This is a genomic window from Paenibacillus favisporus, assembly GCF_040545415.1.
GTDB lineage: Bacteria > Bacillota > Bacilli > Paenibacillales > Paenibacillaceae > Paenibacillus_AQ > Paenibacillus_AQ favisporus.
The window spans coordinates 907,885-927,842 of the sequence record NZ_JBEPLV010000003.1 but is presented as its reverse complement, the minus strand read 5'-3'; the positions used below and the strand labels follow the sequence as shown (position 1 = coordinate 927,842).

Sequence of the window (19,958 nt, the reverse complement as noted above, 5' to 3'; positions counted from 1 at the left end):
CAATAAACTTTATCCTTTAAACGCCCCCTAAGACACGACCTCGATCAGCAAAAAAACAGCTGCATCAGCAGCTGTTCCCTGTTCATTTGGATTTATAAAAGGCGGGTGATTGCCGTCTTACATTTTGCGCTAAACTTGGCAGAAATCCTCTATGATTTGCCGTTTCATAGCCTCGACCGGAAATTGATCCGGATATGTCGAGATCATGAGCATGATTCCCTGCAGTGCGGAGGAAAAATACAATGACCTCGCTACCGGGTCGGATGCACCCAGTTTTTCGAACATGCGGCACTGGATTTGAAACTGGCGGGCACTTTCCTCAATTAGGAGCTTGCCGTATTTGGCGACGGTTTCATCATCTTCCGGCTGGGTCTGCAGGTGCAGGTAGAACCGGAACACCTCAGGAGAACGCCGCACATTATCGACGGCCCCTTCAACGATATGTTTCAGCTGCTCTGCCGGCGTCTCCAATGCCTCTGCCTTCTCCATGACCTGTATCAATTCCCCGATTCTCGCTTCGACCATGGCCCCGAGCAATTCTTCTTTCCCTTTGTAGTAGTTGTATAGAAGCCCTTTGGACACACCGGCGTGTTTGGAGACGTCATCGATCGAGGTGGCATGATAACCTTTTCTCATAAAAAGCTCTATGGCTGCTTCCCGGATCTTCGCCTTGGCCTGCTGACGTATCCGTTCATTCTCTTCCTGGGTGCGAGGCATTTAACGTCTCTCCTTCAAAAACTCGGCAATATAGCTGTACATCATCTCCGGATGGGTTAAAGGCATCATATGGTCCGCCCCCGGAATTTGGACATAACGAACATTCGGCAAGCTCCGGAACAGCTCTGCGACGCGTTCATTATCCGGGATCTCATTATCGCCGATCATAAACAGGGTTTGTATGTGAAGGTCTTCTAATCGACCGATGGCCGGAGGCTGCGGCCAAACGGATTCGAAGCTCCCCCACTCGGCCGTTTTGGCCAGGTGATGCCTGAACATGTCAATCATCAAGCGGCGCTGCGGACTGGACATCACGACCCGGTACAGCGGAGCGCTGAACGCAAGCTCCATGATTTTATCGGCATCCGGGGCGGCCGCGTTCACCTCACTCATCCAGCGCTCAAACTCTGGTGATGGCTTATAGCCCGTCAATGATGGGCCAATGAGCACCAAGCTCGAAACACGATTCGGGTATTGAAGGCTGAAGTCGGTGGCGATTTGGCCGCCTCCTGAATGGCCGATGAGGACGGCGGTATCCAGGTGAAGGTCATCCATCAGCTCATGCAAGTCTTCGACGTAGTTCGCCGGTTCCTTGGGAGAAGGAGATTTGCCTGCACCACGGCCGTCATAAGTAATGACCTGGTATTCTTTGGCGACTAATGGTGCCAAGAAAGACCACAGCCTGCTGTCCGTGCCTCCGCTGTGTATAAAAATGACGGGCTTTCCACTGCCATGAATCTCATAATACAAATCCATCCCGGATCCCTCCATCCATCATTTACCTGATCATGTCATTATATTACTATTGGTTGAACGGTTAGTCAATGAAAAAAATACGCCGAACCCATTGGGTTCAGCGTATGCGGTTCAGCTTATCATCATCTTTAAACCTCTGTCCGTCTTCCACAATTCCCTGCAATCCATTTCCGTAGAAATCAACGCAGCTCCTGCGCGATTTCCCAGATATGCCCGCCCGGATCCTGGAAGCTTGCCGTACGGATTCCCCATGGGCGGTCCATCGGACCGTTCAGCAGCGCAACGCCGGCTGAATTCAGCTCTCTGCACAATGCATCTACGTCATCAACACGGATCGTGAACACAAACCTCGCTCCTGCCCCGCGGTCTGCCACCGGAGCCGGATGCGTAAGCTCGTCCGCTTCGGTTATTTTCAGCAGATTGACACTCATGTTCCCGAAGTTATATACTGCCGAGTTGTCGTCCTCGTAGACGGAGGAAAGGCCGAATACCCGCTCATAGAATGATTTGGCCTCCGGAAGATCTTCCACAAACAACGTGATGACATCGATGTTTTTAGCTCCCCATTGATTCATCGTCCATCTCTCCCTTTTGAAATGTGATCAGAAACACTCGTTCTCTTGCTGATTCTATCAAATCATCACGAGCCGGATTTATTCCCGATTGCTAAACTTGCATAAAAAGTGAATACATTCGATCGGGAACAACAATAAAGCGCACAGGTTCGCCTGTACGCTTTAACAGCTTTGTCGATTATTTTTCCTCCAGCTCATCGGGGACATCATACTTATTAATATGCGAAGTCATGGCCGCGACGGCATCACTGGCATCGGTCGTGGCGGGAACTTCCCGTACCACATCATCGGTGACGTCATAGTCGTTCAACCGATCCGCCTCTTTTTCATTTTGTTTAGGCACTTCTTTCATCGCAATTCTCTCCTTTTTATCCCAGAAAATGATCCTGCTCCTCTAACGAATACAGCGGTACTTCCCGCTCAGCTTCCGGATTGTCGAGCGGATAGACGCGTGCGGTTTCGCTCAGCTCGTCCACATGCTGTATATAGATGGGGGTTCCATCCAGCAGTACGTTTGCCATGACTGGCGAGGATGCGATTTCCTGCGCTCTTTGAACGTTCATTGTGTAATGCCTCCAAATGTTGAGTAGAGTTCGCTTATACTATGTACGGGGGCATGCGGTGTTATTCATCACGCTCCCCAGATAACAAAAAAACCGCGGCATCCGCGGTTTGCCTGTCATACATGGTTTGTATCAGGAATCAGAATCCTTTGCCTCCGATCGGCCGGACCTTGATGCCGCCGGCTTCAGCAATGAGATGCCTGCAGCGTCCGATGAGCTCCAGCACCTTCTCATTCTTCAACGAGGCCGCGTGAGCTTCCTTGCTTTCCCATAGTTCCGTAATCCAAAGATCGTCCGGATTGTCCTCCGCTTCATGCAGGATATAATAGATGCAGCCTTCCATATCCTCCAGCGTCCCGCTGGATTCCAGCATCATTCTCGCGAGCTCATCGCGCTGTCCCGGCTTTGCTGTCAGTTTGCCGAACATAGCGTATTTTTCCATTCTCGTCCTCCCCTTCATCACAACTCGTACATGTAATTCATTCCCTCGCAACTATCATCAGTATAGACGATAATCACTGACAGATACGGTCAGGGATTTTGAGAACTTGTCCTAAAGTTCGTGAAAACAAATAGAAAGGGACCGGATACCCCGATCCGATCCCTTGGACTTGTTACTTGGCTTGAATATACCCTTCTTCCTTCAGCAGTTCGGCAATCAGCACTGCCCCGCCTGCGGCGCCGCGCAGCGTATTATGCGAAAGACCCACGAATTTGAAATCATAAATGGAATCCTCGCGCAGTCTGCCTGCCGAAACGCCCATGCCGCGTTCAATATCGCGATCCAGCTTCGTCTGCGGCCGGTTTTCTTCCTCAAAATACGTAATGAACTGCTTCGGTGCGCTTGGAAGGCCCAATTCCTGCGGTCTTCCTTGATACGCGCGCCAGCGCTCAATAATTTCTTCCTTCGACGTCTTTTTCTCAAAAGAGACGAACACGGTCGCCAAATGTCCGTCTGTCACAGGAACGCGGATACACTGGGTCGTGATGATCGGAGAGGACGCCTTAACGATTTGCCCGTTGTCGATGCTGCCCCAAATGCGCAGCGGCTCCTGCTCGCTCTTCTCTTCCTCACCGCCAATGTAAGGAATGACGTTATCCAGCATTTCCGGCCAGTCCGTAAAGTTTTTGCCTGCGCCGGAGATCGCCTGGTAAGTCGACGCAACGACCTGAGTCGGTTTAAAATCAAGCAGCGCGTTCAGCTGCGGCACATAACTCTGGATCGAGCAGTTCGGTTTGACCGCGATAAACCCGGTCTTGGTACCGAGCCGCTGTCTTTGCGCTTCAATTACGCCGATGTGGCCTGGATTAATTTCCGGAATCACCATAGGCACGTCAGGCGTCCACCGGTGTGCGGAGTTGTTCGATATCACAGGCGTACCCGTCTTGGCATACGCTTCTTCAAGCGCTTTGATTTCGTCCTTCTTCATATCCACGGCGCAGAAAACAAAGTCAACTCCCGAAGCAACCTCTTCGACCTTCGAAGCGTCCTGAACGACAATCTGCTTGACGTCCTCGGGAATCGGCGTTGCCAGTTTCCATCTTCCCTGCACCGATTCTTCATAGGTTTTACCGGCGGAACTGCTGCTTGCCGCAATCGCGGTCACTTGGAACCAAGGATGCTGATCCAAGAGCTGTACGAAACGCTGGCCAACCATGCCGGTTCCACCGACAATACCGACTTTAAGTTTTTGTGACATGAGTGATTCCAATCCTTTCGAAGTAGAGTATGAGATGTTGTCTGCTAAACAAATACTATGGTGACAGGCAAGGCTCGTTAAACCGTCTATTAGACACTATTCAAACCGTTTGAATTGGTGTGCCCTTCCGCCTGTGAGCAGCGATATTTACAGGATCATGACGAAAAAATAAAAAATCCCACCCCCAAGACTGCCGTCTTAGGGACGAGATATCATACTCGTGGTACCACCCCAGATTCGCTAAAATGTCGCCATTTTAGCCTCTTCGAGTACGGCATCAGTCAACTGATGCATATACTCTAGCTCTGTAACAGGAGCTCCTGGCACACCATCCTCTCCTTGAACATCGGGTTCCGGCGTGCTGCTCAGAGGCTTTATTCAATAAAGGACTCAATGCTCCTTTTCAGCGGACGGAGCTCTCTGGGAAATGCTTCCTTTACCTACTCTTCTCTTCATCGCATTTCAAATTAACGGTTCTTACATTACGCTTATAATATCGGAAGTTACGCCTGACGTAAACCTTTTTTCGCAAAAAAATTCCGATTTCACAAACCTGGCAAAAGAATGGTTCCATCGGCTGCGATTCAGCGAACCGATTTCCATGCCTCATCCAACAGTTCGGCATTGATGCCCATGCCTGCCAACGCGCCCATGGAAGCCGCAGCAATGGCTTGATACATGTCAGAAGCGGCATCTCCGGCACTGAATACACCGGGGATATTGGTCTTGCCGATCCGATCGGCCACAATGCTTCCGGATTCCGACACTTCGCAGCCCAGCGACTGCGGCAGGTCAGTGGCAGCAGCCAGTTTCGGCGCAAAGAAAATCCCGGTGCAGGCAACGGATTCGCCGTTCTCCAGGAGAACCTGCTTCACGTTGCCTTCTTCAGACTCAATCTTGTGAATCGGCGAGTCCTTAACGGTAATGCCGTGTCGTTCCAGCTCTTCGCGCTGCTCCGCAATCAATTCATCCGGTCCGTTCGTGCATAGCGTTAAATCTGTAGACCATCCCATCAGCACTTTGGATAAATGCATCGCTCCTTCGCCCTTGGCAATCATTACGAGCTTCTGGTCCTGCAGTTCCCAGCCGTCGCAATAGGGGCAGACAAACGCGGTTTTTCCGTATACCTCATTCAACCCGGAAATGTCCAGAGGCAGGTCTCGCTTGCCGGTTGCAAACAACAGCTTCTTGCTGCGGTACACCTTTCCATCAACCGTACGGATCCGGAAGTCGCCGTCGCTTCCTTCCACGGATTCCGTCTTCCCTTGGACAAACTTGATTGCAGGGTACTGACTGATTTGTTCTCTGGCGATCCGCCGGAACTCCGCGGGAGCGATACCGTCCCGAGACAGGAAGTTATGCATCTCATGGGTTACCCGATTGCGCGGGCGGCCTTCGTCAATGACCACCGCGGAACGTCTTGATCTGCCCAGCGCAAGCGCTGCGCTCATGCCGGCTGGCCCGCCTCCGATAATAACCGCATCCAACAATACTTCTGACATTTTAATTCCTCCCTTTATAGATCCTTTTTATCCATAATAAACACGCAAGAAGTCTATTACTTCTTGCCTGCTGCATGGGCATCACAAGAGCCCGCCTGGTTCAGCGCCGATTGGATCGTATGCTGCTGAAGATAACGGTTCATCTGCAGTTCCGCGGCATCCATCACTTGTTTGACCGGGCACCCTTCGCCGAAAGCAAATTCCGGCGTTTCGGGATTGTCCCCCGCAGCTTCCAGGACCGGCAGCGAATGGTCGCTCCCGTGGAAGCACTCGTACAAGTGCTGTCGTCCTTCGAGAACCTGAACCACGTCCAGAAAAGTAATTTCACTGGCGGCCCGGGCAAGCTCATAGCCGCCGTTCACACCGGTAACTGCGCGAACAAGCCCATCCTGCCGCAGCTTGGACATAATTTTGGATAAATAGCTCTCGGAAGCGCCCAGGGATGAGGACAGTTCTTTAATTCCCACGTTGCGGCCCCGTTCCGATTTCGCCAGCAGCATCAAGGCGTGTAAACCGTATGCAGTACTTTTTGAAAATTGCATGCTGGATTCCTCCTTTTCAAGCAGCAAACCATAACAGCGCATTTATTATGGACCTGTAATGTCCATTATATGCAGAACAGGATGATAAATCAAGCTTCCTACCTATGAATGCATCATTTCTTTGAGCATCTCTACCACATCAGCTTACTTTATGTTAGTTGGTCCAGGTACTTGGATTATATCCAAAGATTTTGCGTTCTTACGGGTTGTTGCTTCTCCTCTTATAATCATAACAAGTTCAATAAAAGAATCGTTACGAAGGAGTTGTCACCCGAATGAAGAAATCGTATTCCCCCCTTTTTGATCCATTTCATTTTCCGTCAGCCAACATTTCTTTAAAAAACCGGATCGTGATGTCTCCGATGACCCTTATGAGTTCCAATGCGGACGGCTCCATTTCCGAACAGGAAATTCAATACTACAAACGGCGTTCTCATGGTGCTGCCATGGTCATCACAGCGGCAACGTATGTATTGCAGCAAGGAGGAATGCCTGGTGCGCCCGGCGCCGACAACGACGGCCTCATTCCCGGACTCCGCCGGCTTGCCACGACGATCCAGGGGAACGGAGCCAAGGCCGTGCTGCAAATTTTCCACGCAGGCAGACAAGGCTCCAAGACAGGCGATTACGTCAGCGCCGGAAACATCCCGGAAGACCGGGAAGGAGCCCCCGTCCCGCGCAGTCTCACCGAGCAGGAAATGGAAGGCATCATTCATGCTTATGCAGAAGCAGCCCGAAGAGCGGTTAACGCCGGATTTGACGGGGTGGAAATTCACGGCGGCAACGGGAATTTGCTGCATCAATTTTTTTCCCCGATGACGAACCGCCGCACGGACCGTTATGGAGGGAGCTTGGAGAATCGAATGACGCTGGCCTTAGCCATTATTCGCGAGGTCCTTCAAACCGTTCGCAAAGAGTCTGATAAACCTTTCCTGGTCGGCTTCCGGTTTTCGCCTGAAGAGGCGGGAACGCCAGGCATTACGATGTCCGACACCCTCTCGTTCGTCGATGCACTGACGGGTACCGGAATCGATTACCTTCATGTATCCTTGACCAGCTTCCGTTCCGCGCCGCGAAGGGGGATTCAGGACAACCGGTCACGATTGGCGATTCTTCAGGAGCGCGTCGGCTCGCGTATCCCCATTATTGGCGTCGGCAGCATTTACACGCCCGATGATGCGCTGGAGGCGCTGTCCTCCGGCATCCCGCTCATCGCCCTGGGACGAGAGCTTATTATGGAACCGGATTGGGTACAGTTGGTACTGGAAGGCCGTGAACAGCAGATCCGGACGTCCATCTCCCCTCTGGACCTGCAGGAATTATCGATTTCCGAACCGCTGTGGAACCTCATGATGAGTATTCCCGGCTGGTTCCCGCTGCGCAGTGACCCGCAAGTTGTGGACGCCGAAAGGTAATGATTTCCCCTCAGTCTATTGCTTGTTTATAAATCGCGACAGGCGGCCGCCAGCCGTCTGTTTTGCTTTTTCCGGCACGTTTTCTGAAGAACAATCCTCTATCGATGCCCCTAGTTTAAGTTCCTCCGAAAAAGGCAACGATGAAGCAGAATATAAATTTCAAGGTGAGGATTAGGATGCGGCCTTTTTTCAAATCCAAACAAGATTCCAGCGGTGATTCCAACCCAAATCATGACAAAAACGAGCAGTCTTCGGAATTTAATATGCCTGAAACGGCTCTTTCCAAATACTTGGATGTTAACGTCCAAATGATCAAGGAAATGACGGGCGACAGTTCCGATATTATAATCCGTCGGTTGGACCAGGCCCTGGGAAAACCTGTCCATGTCGCCGTCATCTACACCGACGGTTTGGCCGATGAGCAGATTATCAACAATTCCATTTTGAAATCTTTGATGCAGATCCAGGCCGATGCGGATTGTTCGCTGGACCCGCCAAAACAGGTACTGGGTTGGATCAAACACCGGTTTTTAGCCATTGGCCAAGTCACGGACATCGATACCATGAAGAAACTGTTTGACGCCATTCTTGCCGGCAATACGGTCATTCTGGTAGATGGCACAGCCAAGGGAATATCAGCATCCTCAGCCGGTGGGGAACAGCGCGGTGTAGACGAACCCCAGTCCCAAACCGTCATCCGGGGACCAAGGGAAGGCTTTACGGAGAACCTTCGGATCAATACGTCATTAATCCGCCGCAAAATCAAAAATCCGAATCTATGGATCGTCGACCGAACGATCGGCCGCGTAACCCAAACGAACGTAGCCGTCATGTACATCCATGGTATCGCTAGTGATAACGTGGTGCAGGAAATTTTACAAAGGCTCGACCGGATTGACATCGACAGCGTTCTAGAGAGCGGATATATCGAGGAATTTATCCAGGACGCCACCTTTACGCCTTTTCCGACCCTTACGAATTCGGAACGTCCTGACGCCATAGCCGGGGCTATTTTGGAAGGGAAAGTAGCCATTCTCGTGGACGGGAGCCCCTTTGTGCTCATTGCCCCCATTACGATTTTTAAGCTGTTTCAGTCCAGCGAGGATTATTACCAAAAATTCGATATTGCGACGTTTCTGCGCTTGATGCGGATCATTGCATTTGTGTTTTCCATGCTCCTGCCCTCGCTGTACATCGCGATCACAACATTTCATCAGCAGATGCTGCCGACGACTCTGCTCATCAGCCTCGCGGCCCAGCGGGAAGGCGTCCCCTTTCCGGCCTTTGTCGAAGCGCTTGCCATGGAAATCACTTTCGAAGTTCTGCGGGAAGCCGGGGTGCGGATGCCAAGGGCGATCGGGTCCGCGATTTCGATCGTCGGTGCGCTCGTTCTAGGGCAAGCGGCGGTTCAGGCAGGTTTGGTATCCGCAGCGATGGTTATTATCGTCGCTTTTACCGCCATTGCCGGCTTCGTCGCTCCGTCGGTCAGCTTATCCAATTCGGCTCGGCTGCTCCGTTTCGGATTCATGCTGCTAGCGGCCACGCTGGGACTGTTCGGGATCATTGCAGGATTAATGGCGATGCTCATCCATTTGGCGGGGCTGCGCTCCTTCGGAATCCCGTATTTGATTCCGCTTGCGCCCTTTACTACTTCCGACCAGAAGGACTCGTTAGTACGCGTGCCTTGGTGGGCCATGCTTAAACGTCCAACCTTAATCAGTCAAAAAAATATCAAACGCCAAAAATCAATCCAAAAACCGTCGCCATCGAAAGATGAACAAGAGCAGTGAACATCCAGATCAAACGAAGAGGTGGAAAAGATGCTCCGGAGACTGGGCCTTATGATTCTCATGCTGTCGGTCACGCTGCTGACGAGCGGATGCTGGGACAGCCAAGAATTGAATACGCTGAGCATCATTTCTGCGACGTCCATCGACCGGAGCAACGGGAAATGGGAGATTTCGTTCCAGGTCGTGATTCCACAGTCGATTGCCACCCAGACAGGCGGCGGCAGTGCAGGAAGCCAGTCTCCGACGACCATTTTCTCAACCAAGGGGCGCTCAATTGCCGAGGCGATGCAGAATGCCAGCCTGGAAACATCAAGGAAGCTTTTTTTCGCCCATAACTCCGTCCTTATTCTTAGCGAAGATGTGGCACGGAAAGAAGGTGTCGGAGAAATTCTTGATTTTTTCCTTCGTCCGTTCGAGAGCAGGGAGACCATGTCCGTCCTCTTGACCAAGGGCAAAGCTTCCAATTTGCTTGAAGTGCTGATCCCTTTGGAGAAAATATCCGGCAACGCCATCCAGCGGATCATCGATCAAAGCCAGAAAAATCTGTCCCAAGCTCAAAACATGCGGCTCATCGATTTCGCCAGAATGGTTGCCAGTCTGGATGAAAGCGCCATGGCGCCAGAACTTGAGGTATCCGGAGATTTGACCAAGCAGTCCTCCCTCGATGCCCTGAAATCGACGCGTAATGATGCGGTCATTAAGCTCGGAGAGCTGGGCGTATTCCGTAAGGACAAGCTGGTTGGTTGGATCGATCAAAAAGATAGCCGTTCCGTAGCTTGGCTCTCCGACCGTGTCAGCAGCATGATGGTCGTGTTTCCGTGCACCGCAAAAGGCCAAGAAAATCAGCTGCTCAGCTATCGAGTGCTGAAATCGTCTACCAAACTTGAACCGAAGGTCATCCATGGGAAATCAGTCATCCACGCCAAAATTTCCGCAACGGGAGTGATCGACGAATCCGGCTGCAACCTGGACTTAAAGAATCCTGGGGTCGTTCGGGACTTAGAACGTACGATAAGCAAACAAATCGGCGGCGATGTCATGGCGACCTGGAGCCATCTGCAGGAAATGAACGTGGATCTAGCCGGATTCATGAACGCGATACACCGTAAAGATCCCTCTACTTGGAGAAACCTGATGAAAACGAAGCGTCCTATCGAGGAAATCAGCCTGCGCGTGCAGGTCAAGATTAACATTGAGCATACGAACATGATTACCAAGCCGTACTCCAGCTTGCTCAAAGACCAAAAATTCTAGCGGAAGGAGTGCCCCTACTTGCAAAAAATAGACAAATACGAGCTGATCGCGATGATGATCCTGTTTTTGATCGGAACTTCCCCGTTATACGAATTGGGCGTGGGAGCCAAGCAGGACGCCTGGCTGGTCGTCATTGTCGCGATGCTGGCCGGACTGCTGCTGCTCCTGGTTTACCTTTTCATCCAAAAGGGGAACGAGGACCGCAATCTCTTCGAAATCCTGAACCAACATCTGGGTCGTATTCTCGGAACGATCGTCACCATCGCTTATATTTTCTATTTTTCCTATGAGTCCATGAGAAACACCAGGGAGTTTGGGGACATTATCAACATTTCCTTTCTTCCCAAAACGCCGCTGTCCGTCCTGATGCTGATCATGATTCTGCTGTCCGCCTATGCGATTTCCAAGGGAACGGAAGTTTTTTTTCGCGTCGTCGAATTTCTGCTCCCCTTTACCATCTTGGGTTATTTCCTGATTTTCTTGATGTTCATCGTCTCTAAAAATATTCATCTGGAGCGGCTTCAGCCGGTGCTGGAGCATGGCATCATGCCTGTGATCAGGGAAGCCATTCCGAAAGTCATCAGCTTCCCGTTCGGTGAGGTCGTCGTGTTTCTTGCATTTTGGAAGCATTTGAACAACAAAAAAAATCTGTCCAAGCTGTCGATCTTTTCCTACCTGTTCGTGGGAATCCTGCTGCTGATCTTCAACTTGTTGAATTTAACGATATTGAGCCCCCAAATCTTAAGCATTACCACCCTCCCCATGCTCAGATCGGTCCGCTTGATCGAAATCGCTGATTTTCTCGAACGGCTCGATCCGGTCATTATTTTGCTGATTTATATCGGCATTTTTGTGAAAATGACGGCTTTTTACTTGGGGGCGGTTATTGGCCTTTCTTACCTGGTAAAGATGAGCCATAAAAAATCAACGGTCATCGTCGGCGCGTTTATTTATACCATTTCTTTTGCTGCACCCAATTTTATTTACCATACTTGGATCGGTTTTAATCGAAACTTATTATACGACTTTCCGGTTTTTCAAATCGGGATTCCCCTTGCTTTGGCAGCCGTTGTCCTGATGAAGAGGCTTTTTTCCCGAAAAGGAAAGCTGTCGAGAAGATCTTGAGAGAAACATCGATCGAAGTACATTCTAGGAAGACAGGCCGCTTAAAGCGGCAGTTTCTCTTGCGATATAAGGAAGCCAAGTCAAGAAAAAAGGAACCGCCGTCTTCTGCTTGCAGAGGCAATGGTTCCTTTTCCGTAATTCAACACAATCCGGTTCGGGTTAACGCTGCAGCTTCAAGCATCTAGGCTGCATTAAATATTGGCCCGTAATTCTTTCCGCCTGAAGACGGATCGAATACTCCCCTGCTTCAGGAAAACGCAGCTTCCCCACGTAAAACTCACGGAAGTCATACGGTCCGCCGGTCGGCTGCACCTGAGCACGCAGAGACTGGTCTCCGGTGGTCACCAGGTAGGTCCCGCCTCCTCCCCCCTCGGCGTCACCGCTGCCATATTCGATGCACACGTCGAAATCTGCGGCCCCCAAGGTCCGGACAGACCAGACCGCCTCGGCACTTTCGTCTGTCCAATCCAGGAGGTTGTCACGGCCCTTTTTCCCGGTATCATACTTCAGTCCGGCTCCGGATATTTCGGCATCGAATACGCCTAATTCAAGGATGCAGCCTTCCCGTGAGTCCAATAGTCCCACCGGATTGCCATCGACCGGGCCGGAACAGAGGACGGCGATGACTTGTGGTTTGGAAAATTCGTTCGCTTCGGAAAGCACCGATTCAGGCAGTTCAATCTCCAAATCCTGTTCGGATAACCGGGTCAATTTCAGTTCCCTGCCGTCTTCCAGCATATAGGCCCGCAGAACGTCCGTCTTCAGGCCGGGAACGACCAGCTTCCGGTCCGTTGGCCGGTCGAAGACATGCAAATACAGCGTGTTTCCTTTAACGGTGCACCTGCCCCATGACGGCCTTGCCGTCGGGGATGCCCCCGCCCCGTAAATGCTGTCTCCGTATGTATCTAACCAACCGCCGATTTCCAGCAAAATCGATTCGGATACCGGATCCCACTCTCCCGTCTCTGTCGGTCCGATATTGATGACCAAATTGCCGTTTTTGCTGACGACATCGATCATCTGCCGGATGATGGATGCGGGAGATTTCCAGTTATGATCCGATTTTTTGTACCCCCATGAATCGTTTAGCGTGATAATGTTCTCCCAATCCTGGCGCAAATTCCGCGTGGTCAGCTGATTATCGGACGTGTTGGAGTAATTCCCGAGGGGAGCCTTCCACACCCGGCTGTTCACCAGGCAGTCCGGCTGCAGCGAGTATACGGCGTCCAGAAACTGCTCCCCCTGCTCGCGGGTCAGTTTGCCGCCGCAGTCGAACCACATCAGGCCGACCTTCCCGTAATCCGTCAGTAGCTCGCGAACCTGAGGTATCGATTTATGATTCAGATAGCGCTCGAAGCGGCTTCGCTTATCCGGATCGTGCACCCAGCTCTCCACGTCGTCATAAGCACCGATATTGCCGGGGTAGTCCCAGGTGTTCCCCTGGGAATCGGGATCATGCCAGTCCATGGCGTGCGAGTAGTAAATACCCAGCACCATTTCTTCCTTCTCGCATGCTTCCGCCAGCTCCCGGAGCGGATCTCTTCGAAAGGCCGCATGCTGGACGATGGAGTAATTGGACACATGCGAATCATACATGGCGAATCCGTCATGATGCTTGGCCGTGAAAATGATATATTTCAAGCCGGCCCTTTTAGCGGTACGCACCCACTTCAGCGCGTCAAAAGAAGAAGGATTCCAGCCTGCGGCCATCTCTTCATATTCGGCGGCCGGAATCTTTGCGCGCAGCATGATGTGCTCACTGTAGGAAGCTTGGATCTCCTCCCCTTTCCACTCGCCTGCTGGCAGTGCATAGGGTCCCCAATGGATGAACAGGCCCAGCCGGGCTTCCCTCCACCATTCCATCCGGTGATTGTGCTCCTCAGACTGAGGGCCATCAGGGACTGTCACTATATGAAAAGGATCATCGAGCAGGTTCTCCGGCGCGGACCCTGCTGCTGTCTGTTGGGCCTGTTGTTCGGCCTGTCGTTTCATTCGTCATATCTCCTTTCACGCTGAATTACTGCCTCAGCGCTGATACATATTACCACAATCTCAGCGCCGAGCCGCGCAGCTTGGATACCGCCTCAACAAAGAAATAATCGCCGTAAATCAGCGGTGTATCGATATGCACACCACCCGGCAGATTGGATGTGCCGGACTGGATCAGGCCTTCTTCCCCCGGCATATCCCATGTCCCGTAATGCTCATGCAAGGAGCGCACGATGCGTTCCGCAGAACGGAGATACAGCCGCGCTTCCGCCTCGGGTACCAGGCGGGACATCTCGATCAGCCCGCATGCCGCGCAGGCCCCGGCCGAAGTATCCCGCGGCTTGCCCCCTTCTTCAGGCGCCCGGAAATCCCAGTGCGGCACATGGTCCTCCGGCAGATTCGCCAGGAAAAAATGGGCGGCCCGCTTGGCGCCGGTCAAAAAGCGTTCTTCTCCCGTGTAAATATAAGACAGGGTGAGTCCGTAGATGGTCCAGGCGCTGCCTCGGGACCAGGCGGATTCTTCCGCATACCCCTGACCGGACATGGCACCGATTCGTTCGCCCGACTCGGGATCAAATTCGAGGATATGATAACTGGATCCGTCCGGACGCAGAAAATGCGCCAGCACCGTATCGGCATGCTCCGCGGCAATATGGCGGAACCGGGGATCCTCCGTTACTTCAGAAGCCCAATACAGCAGCGGCAGATTCATCACCGTGTCGATGATGGACCAGCCTGCCCGGTTCACCTGCTCCAGGTCATGCCAGGCGCGGATGAAGCTGCCTTTTACATTAAAGCGGCTTGCCAGCTGGGCGGCGGCCATCAGCCCGCGGTGTTTGGAACGCTCGCTTCCGGTAATCCGGTAGTCGGCCACGGCTGAAAGCATCCATATAAATCCTGCATCATGATGCACAGCGAGCGAATACAGCGGTTCGTCCAGCTTCTCCTCGATCAGCTCGGCAATCCCCTGCAGCCCCGGATGGTGCCCGTCTTTGGCAATATGCCACAAGATCCCCGGCCAGAAGCCGGCTGTCCACCAGGACGGGCGCATGTTGTCATAGACCCCGTTAACGGATGCATGCGGAAAACTGACGCCAATCCGCTGACTGGTGCGCTCCACTTTGTTTACGATTTGCTGCCAGGCCCCCTCCGCCCACTGCTGAACGGATTCCGAAATAAGCGCCGAGCTCCCTTCTCTACCCTTTTGTTTCGAAACGATCTCTCCCATATGATCTCCTCCTGTAATTGATTGTTCAATTCTAAATTCAAGGCGAAGTCCGCAGCGGAATCACCATGTTCCAGGTATGTTCGGCTTGCCGGAAGCCCCCCGGTCCGTCCGCAACAGCGGCGAACAGATGCGTCGGCTGTCCTTCCTGAAACAGAAGGAAAGGCCGTTCGAAGCTGCCCATCCAACGCTCCGATCCGTCCTCCCATCGGACGCGCCGGGAATAGGATTTGGGCTGGTCCGCGAGCCTCCAGTCCCTGCCATCCGGAGAAAGTGCCAGAATGCCGCCGTGCTTCTCTCCGCACAGCTTCCCATCCATGTCTTTCGCGATCATGGCATACCCTTCCGTTGTACGCCAAATGAACGGGTCTTCGATATGAAACCGCTCCATCGGAAACAGCGGCGCATCCTGGATTACGCGATAAGGTCCTTCATATCCTGCTGCCTCTGCTGCGCCCAGCGTCATTTGCCCATGGGCTGTGCCCTCATACCGTCGGGCTTTATAAACCAGCAGCACGGAGCCATCCTCCCGGATACATGGCGCCGGATTCGAGGTCAGGAAGCTGTCGAACTTGCCCGGCCTCGTCGGCAGAATCGGCGTATCGAGACGCTTCCACGGCCCATAGACGCTGTCGGCGACGGCCAAGCCGACACGCTTGTTCGCCCTTGCCGCAATGACGCGGCAGTCGTCCGCCTCCACCGTCTCTCCTGGCCGCGGCTCAGGGAAGGGATGCGTCGATCCCATGTAATACAGCAAATATTTGTCTCCATACCGGATGATGTGCGGGTTATGGGTACTCCTTCCGTCCCAGTACTCCGCTCCCCGCGCTGGGAACACGGTTTCTTCGTAGGTATAGGGTCCTTCCGGGGTATCGGACGAGGCTCGGACGATTTCCGAACGGAGCAGCCAGCCCGGGTGCATCGGCATCCACTTCGGCCACCGGGACGCAAACATATGAAAGCGTCCGTCCTCTCCGCGAACGACCGACCCGCACCATACCCACCAGCCTTCCATCCGAAAGCCCCCTTCCATGGGGGCAGGCAGCATCCGGTCAAACAGTGAAATTGTCACGTTCTCCCTCCGTTCATCATTAAGTTTCTCGACCATCTGTCTTTGCCAAATGGCACGCGTCATTCACGATTCAGTGATCCCGGTTACACGATGAGACCGTCGACTCCGCCAACCCGTACCGTTTCGCCGCGCTGCCGTGCAGCCATTCCGCCGCCAGTGCCAGCGCATCCTCACGGCTCAGCCATTCATCCTTGATCTGTTCATCCAGAAAACGGGCCAGCAGCTGCTTCACGATCAGCAGCTTGCCGTACGTCCATTCGATGCAGCGCGCATCCGAGACGATCAGCGAGCTTTTGAGCGGGGATAACGCCTCGAGCCGGTACTGCATGCTCTGCGTGTATGTGCTGGCACGGAAGTTATACCACCACATGCCGCCTACGTGAACATTGGCAAAATTCCAGGCCGCCTGTACGACGTCCAAATTGTTCAGTTCCGATGCAACCACCAGCTCAAACGGGATATTGTAACGCTCAAACAAGCCATACAGCTTTACGATCCGGAGTGGATCGTTCACAGGGGCGGCCGAACTGCTCCCCCATCTTCGTTCCACGCCGAGGAACAGCTGAAGGAACATGCCCCGCTCCTGCAGGCCGGAGCAGATTTCATGGAGCAGCAGCATCATGACCTCATCGGTCCGCCCCGCGGTTTCAAGCTTATAATCCTCATGCGCCGCAGCCTCATAATGGGGGAGCGTCGTCATGATCCCCGGACAGCCCATCTCATGATAGGACTTCAATTGCTCGGAAATGAACGCTTTTGCCTGCGCGAAACGGTCCTGGCGTTCATGGGCTGCGGAGGAGACGATGCCGGCGGCAAGCTCCGGCAGCCATCCGTCGATCCGGGGCAGCAGCAGGGCATCCTCCCGCATACCGTCAAATATGGCATGTTCAGGGCGGTTCACAACAAACCGCTTCACATGCAGCCGGTCGGCCACGCTTTGAGCCCAGCCTGAAGTACTTCTCTGCGCGCGTACAGCTTCGTCCGCCTGAAGCACAGACGCCGTGTCATGGATGGTGATTCCGTATAAATCCCCCATGATCGCCGTAAAAGCACGGTTCATCATCGTATTACGGGTAGCCTTGTACGCTCTGACGAAGGCCTCCGCCCGCTCCGGAACCGGCAGCTGTGCCGCATCCTTCGGATATCCCGCCGTCTGCAGTTCTTGGTTCAACCAGAAATAATCGGCGATCTCCCAAAAGTCGGCCGCGCACAGCTTGTCGCCTATCAAATGCGTATGCGTATCGATCACAGGCAGACGCATAATTTCTTCAAATATTGAAGATATACTCATGACCCTTGTCTCTCTCCTCTCCTTAGCTGAATGTCACTTGCAAGGTCAGTGATTCCCCCTGTTCAAGCATGACGGCGATTTGCCGATTCTCAGGCAGTCTGCCCCCGTCCCGGAAGCCGCTGCAAGCTTCGGGCAGTACGAGGGTAACGGGGCCTCCAGCCCTCAAAGATTGGAGCCGAACATCAAGCGTGCCATCCTTCCTGTCCCAGGCGATGTCTACCTCGTAGCCACCGCATGCCAGCATTCCAGCGGCGCTTCCGGAGAGGAATCGCTTCGGCAGTGCTGGGAGGATTCGGATCATGTTGAGATCGGAATACAGCAGCATTTCCTGAAGCGCAGCCGTCATCCCCATATTCGCATCAATCTGAAACGGAGCCCACTCCATATCAAGGCCGATGCCCATGCCGCGCCAGTCGTTGTGAAGCGTGAAGAAATTATTGATCACGGCTGATCTTGCCAGCAGATCCAAGCACTCCAGCGCCTTATCCGCTTCGCCCATGCGGGCGTACAAATTGGACATATGAGCAAGTGACCATCCCGTCTGCTCCTTTAATCCAACGACCAGCCTCTTTCTTAACGCGGTCTCGAAGGCTGCAAACAAACCGGGATCGGTCTCCCGCGTTACCTCTTTGCCCGGAAACACCGGATAGAGGTGCGACTGATGCCGGTGATGGTATTGATCCTCATAGGCAGGATGCATCCATTCACGGACTGCGCCGTCTGCATTAACCTGATACGCCGGGATTTTGGCGATCATGTCTTTCCAGCCCGCGACTTCCTCAGCATACAAACCTTCCTGAGCGGCACCCTCAACCAGCCGGGTCAGCACTTCCTTGGCGATGGCAAAATCCATCGTCGCATTCATCGCCGTTCCCTTTGGCCCACCCGCGCCGTTACCCGGCCGGTTCTCGGGCGAATTGGATGGGCAGCTGATGTACAGACCATCGTCCCCGGTAATCAGGAAGTCTTCATAGAACAAAGTCACCTCCCGCAGGAACGGCAGGGCCCGGTTTCTTAAAAATTCCCTGTCCCCTGTATACAGGTAATAATCATAATAGTGCTGCGCGATCCAGCCCGCCGCCCCGGTCCAGTGGATAATGTGTGGCGCGATCGTCTTCAGCAGGCCGGAATCCGGCGCGGTCGGTGCGGGGATCCAGATCCCCCTGCAGCCGTATATACAGCGCGCGTTGCGGCGATAATCGTCCATCTGCCGCTCCACGTAATCGAATACGGGCAGCAGCAGCTCGGGCATATGTCCCTTGAGCGCCTGCCAATATATCATCTGCAGGTTCTCGTTGACCATATGGAACGCCCAGAAGCCGCGATATTCCCCGCACCATAAGCCGTATAAATGGCAGGGATCCCCGCCTTCGCGCGAGCTTGAAATCAGAAGATAACGCCCATAGGCCCACATCTTCTCCAGCATGGCCAGCGGGGCTTCGCCGCGGTAGGCTTGCAGCAGCAGCTCTTCGTTTGTGGCCTCTCGTCCGGGAGCATCCAGATTCAGCGTCATCCGCTGAAACAAGCGTTCATGCTCCTCAATGTGCGGCTGCAGCAGCTCGGTGTAAGACCGATGTTCTGCGGCCAGCTCGTGTTTCAACCGTTTCCAGGCCGCTTGACGCGGTTCATGAACGAACAGTTTAACCAGGATCAGTGCCTGCATGGCGCCTTCAAGAACGGACTCGCTGCCTGTGCTGCTTATCCTGCCATCGATCGTGACCACCCGGGCGACGGCACCGAAATCGCTGCCGTCGTCATGGCATGCGGCATACCATATGAACTCACCGTCGGACGCTGATTCGCTTCCTGTCGGTAATGGAGCGTCAGGTCTGCCAAGGGGACGCCTGACATCCCCGCGATGATGCAGGTCAAGGGCGATCTTCGCCGATATCGGGCCTGGCCCTGACGACCGCAGCTCATAGACGATCAAATCGTCCGCCCGGGATACGAACAACGCCCGCTCATAACGCGTATGCCCGTCCTGCCAGCGCACCATTACTTCACCGGTTTCCATGTCCAGTTCCCGGCTGTAGTCTTTAAAGCCTTCACTCACGTCCATACTCAAGTTCAGGTCGCCAAGCGGCAGCGGAACAGCCATGACCGGATCGTAGCCTTGCTTCTTCAAACCGTCGACCAATACATTTTCGGCAAGTGCCTCCTTCCCCTCCATCATCAATCGGCGCATCTCTCCAAGCCGGCCGCTCACGTCGGGCAGATCCGGCGTGCGGCTCTGCCACCACAAGCCGCCGTGCGTGAGCATGACCGTTTCCAAATGGACTCCGCCATACACGGCTGCTCCGGTTATTCCGTTGCCTGCCGGCAGCGCCTCCCTCCACTTGGCTCCCCACCAGGATGAAGGGGTCAGAAGCTTCAGCTTATTCCGTCCGTCTCCGGTTTTCCTGCCCATATATTCCCCTCCTAACAGGAGGAAGCCCTTCGCGT

The 19,958-nt window shown here is 53.5% G+C and carries 18 protein-coding genes and 1 other annotated feature; of the genes, 4 read left to right on the top strand and 14 right to left on the bottom strand.

The genetic code is table 11. The features are described from left to right. Positions 1-129: 129 nt before the first annotated feature. The 9 genes from ABID47_RS17275 to ABID47_RS17235 form a co-directional block, all read right to left on the bottom strand. The gene (locus ABID47_RS17275) at positions 130-717 is read right to left on the bottom strand and encodes a TetR/AcrR family transcriptional regulator (protein WP_354498501.1); all 588 of its coding nucleotides are present in this window, start codon (positions 715-717) and stop codon (positions 130-132) included. Continuing rightward, positions 718-1,473, bottom strand: coding sequence for an alpha/beta fold hydrolase (locus tag ABID47_RS17270; protein WP_354498499.1), 756 nt, complete (start codon positions 1,471-1,473; stop codon positions 718-720). A 179-nt stretch (positions 1,474-1,652) separates the two neighbouring features. Further along, entirely contained in the window at positions 1,653-2,048 is a 396-nt protein-coding gene (locus ABID47_RS17265; RefSeq protein WP_354498497.1) for a VOC family protein, read from the bottom strand. 178 nt (positions 2,049-2,226) lie between these two features. Then, positions 2,227-2,400: a hypothetical protein gene (locus ABID47_RS17260; RefSeq protein WP_167372827.1), complete on the bottom strand. Its 174-nt coding sequence runs from the start codon at positions 2,398-2,400 to the stop codon at positions 2,227-2,229. Positions 2,401-2,416: 16 nt separating this feature from the next. Beyond that, complete coding sequence (locus ABID47_RS17255) at positions 2,417-2,611, bottom strand: small acid-soluble spore protein H (protein WP_076166259.1); 195 nt, start codon at positions 2,609-2,611, stop codon at positions 2,417-2,419. Positions 2,612-2,750: 139 nt separating this feature from the next. Beyond that, on the bottom strand, positions 2,751-3,053 hold the full coding sequence (locus tag ABID47_RS17250; RefSeq protein ID WP_076166262.1) for a putative quinol monooxygenase: 303 nt from the start codon (positions 3,051-3,053) through the stop codon (positions 2,751-2,753). 172 nt (positions 3,054-3,225) lie between these two features. After that, positions 3,226-4,311 (bottom strand): aspartate-semialdehyde dehydrogenase, encoded by a 1,086-nt coding sequence (gene asd / locus ABID47_RS17245; protein ID WP_076166265.1) that lies wholly within the window; start codon positions 4,309-4,311, stop codon positions 3,226-3,228. A 197-nt stretch (positions 4,312-4,508) separates the two neighbouring features. Beyond that, positions 4,509-4,776 (bottom strand) — a binding site (T-box leader). A gap of 119 nt (positions 4,777-4,895) precedes the next feature. Next, positions 4,896-5,813: an NAD(P)/FAD-dependent oxidoreductase gene (locus ABID47_RS17240; protein WP_354498494.1), complete on the bottom strand. Its 918-nt coding sequence runs from the start codon at positions 5,811-5,813 to the stop codon at positions 4,896-4,898. Positions 5,814-5,869: 56 nt separating this feature from the next. Continuing rightward, positions 5,870-6,355, bottom strand: a complete 486-nt coding sequence (locus tag ABID47_RS17235) for an RrF2 family transcriptional regulator (protein WP_354498492.1) — start codon at positions 6,353-6,355, stop codon at positions 5,870-5,872. Positions 6,356-6,630: 275 nt separating this feature from the next. On the opposite strand from ABID47_RS17235, the gene ABID47_RS17230 reads away from it, so the two are divergent. The 4 genes from ABID47_RS17230 (at position 6,631) to ABID47_RS17215 (ending at position 11,939) form a co-directional block, all read left to right on the top strand. Beyond that, positions 6,631-7,770, top strand: a complete 1,140-nt coding sequence (locus tag ABID47_RS17230) for an NADH-dependent flavin oxidoreductase (RefSeq protein WP_354498490.1) — start codon at positions 6,631-6,633, stop codon at positions 7,768-7,770. Positions 7,771-7,946: 176 nt separating this feature from the next. Next, positions 7,947-9,560, top strand: a complete 1,614-nt coding sequence (locus ABID47_RS17225) for a spore germination protein (protein ID WP_354498488.1) — start codon at positions 7,947-7,949, stop codon at positions 9,558-9,560. A gap of 30 nt (positions 9,561-9,590) precedes the next feature. Further along, on the top strand, positions 9,591-10,814 hold the full coding sequence (locus ABID47_RS17220) for a Ger(x)C family spore germination protein (protein WP_354498486.1): 1,224 nt from the start codon (positions 9,591-9,593) through the stop codon (positions 10,812-10,814). 18 nt (positions 10,815-10,832) lie between these two features. Then, entirely contained in the window at positions 10,833-11,939 is a 1,107-nt protein-coding gene (locus tag ABID47_RS17215) for a GerAB/ArcD/ProY family transporter (protein ID WP_354498484.1), read from the top strand. Positions 11,940-12,098: 159 nt separating this feature from the next. Here ABID47_RS17215 and ABID47_RS17210 read toward each other — a convergent pair whose 3' ends face one another. From ABID47_RS17210 to ABID47_RS17190, 5 genes are all read right to left on the bottom strand, one after another. After that, the gene (locus tag ABID47_RS17210; RefSeq protein WP_354498482.1) at positions 12,099-13,931 is read right to left on the bottom strand and encodes an alpha-L-fucosidase; all 1,833 of its coding nucleotides are present in this window, start codon (positions 13,929-13,931) and stop codon (positions 12,099-12,101) included. 49 nt (positions 13,932-13,980) lie between these two features. Then, positions 13,981-15,156, bottom strand: coding sequence for a glycosyl hydrolase (locus ABID47_RS17205; protein ID WP_354498480.1), 1,176 nt, complete (start codon positions 15,154-15,156; stop codon positions 13,981-13,983). Between the two features lie 37 nt (positions 15,157-15,193). Then, the gene (locus tag ABID47_RS17200; RefSeq protein ID WP_354498478.1) at positions 15,194-16,225 is read right to left on the bottom strand and encodes a glycoside hydrolase family protein; all 1,032 of its coding nucleotides are present in this window, start codon (positions 16,223-16,225) and stop codon (positions 15,194-15,196) included. A 70-nt stretch (positions 16,226-16,295) separates the two neighbouring features. Then, entirely contained in the window at positions 16,296-17,516 is a 1,221-nt protein-coding gene (locus ABID47_RS17195) for a glucuronate isomerase (protein WP_354498476.1), read from the bottom strand. Between the two features lie 22 nt (positions 17,517-17,538). Next, entirely contained in the window at positions 17,539-19,923 is a 2,385-nt protein-coding gene (locus ABID47_RS17190; protein WP_354498474.1) for a glycosyl hydrolase family 95 catalytic domain-containing protein, read from the bottom strand. Between the last annotated feature and the right edge of the window lie 35 nt (positions 19,924-19,958).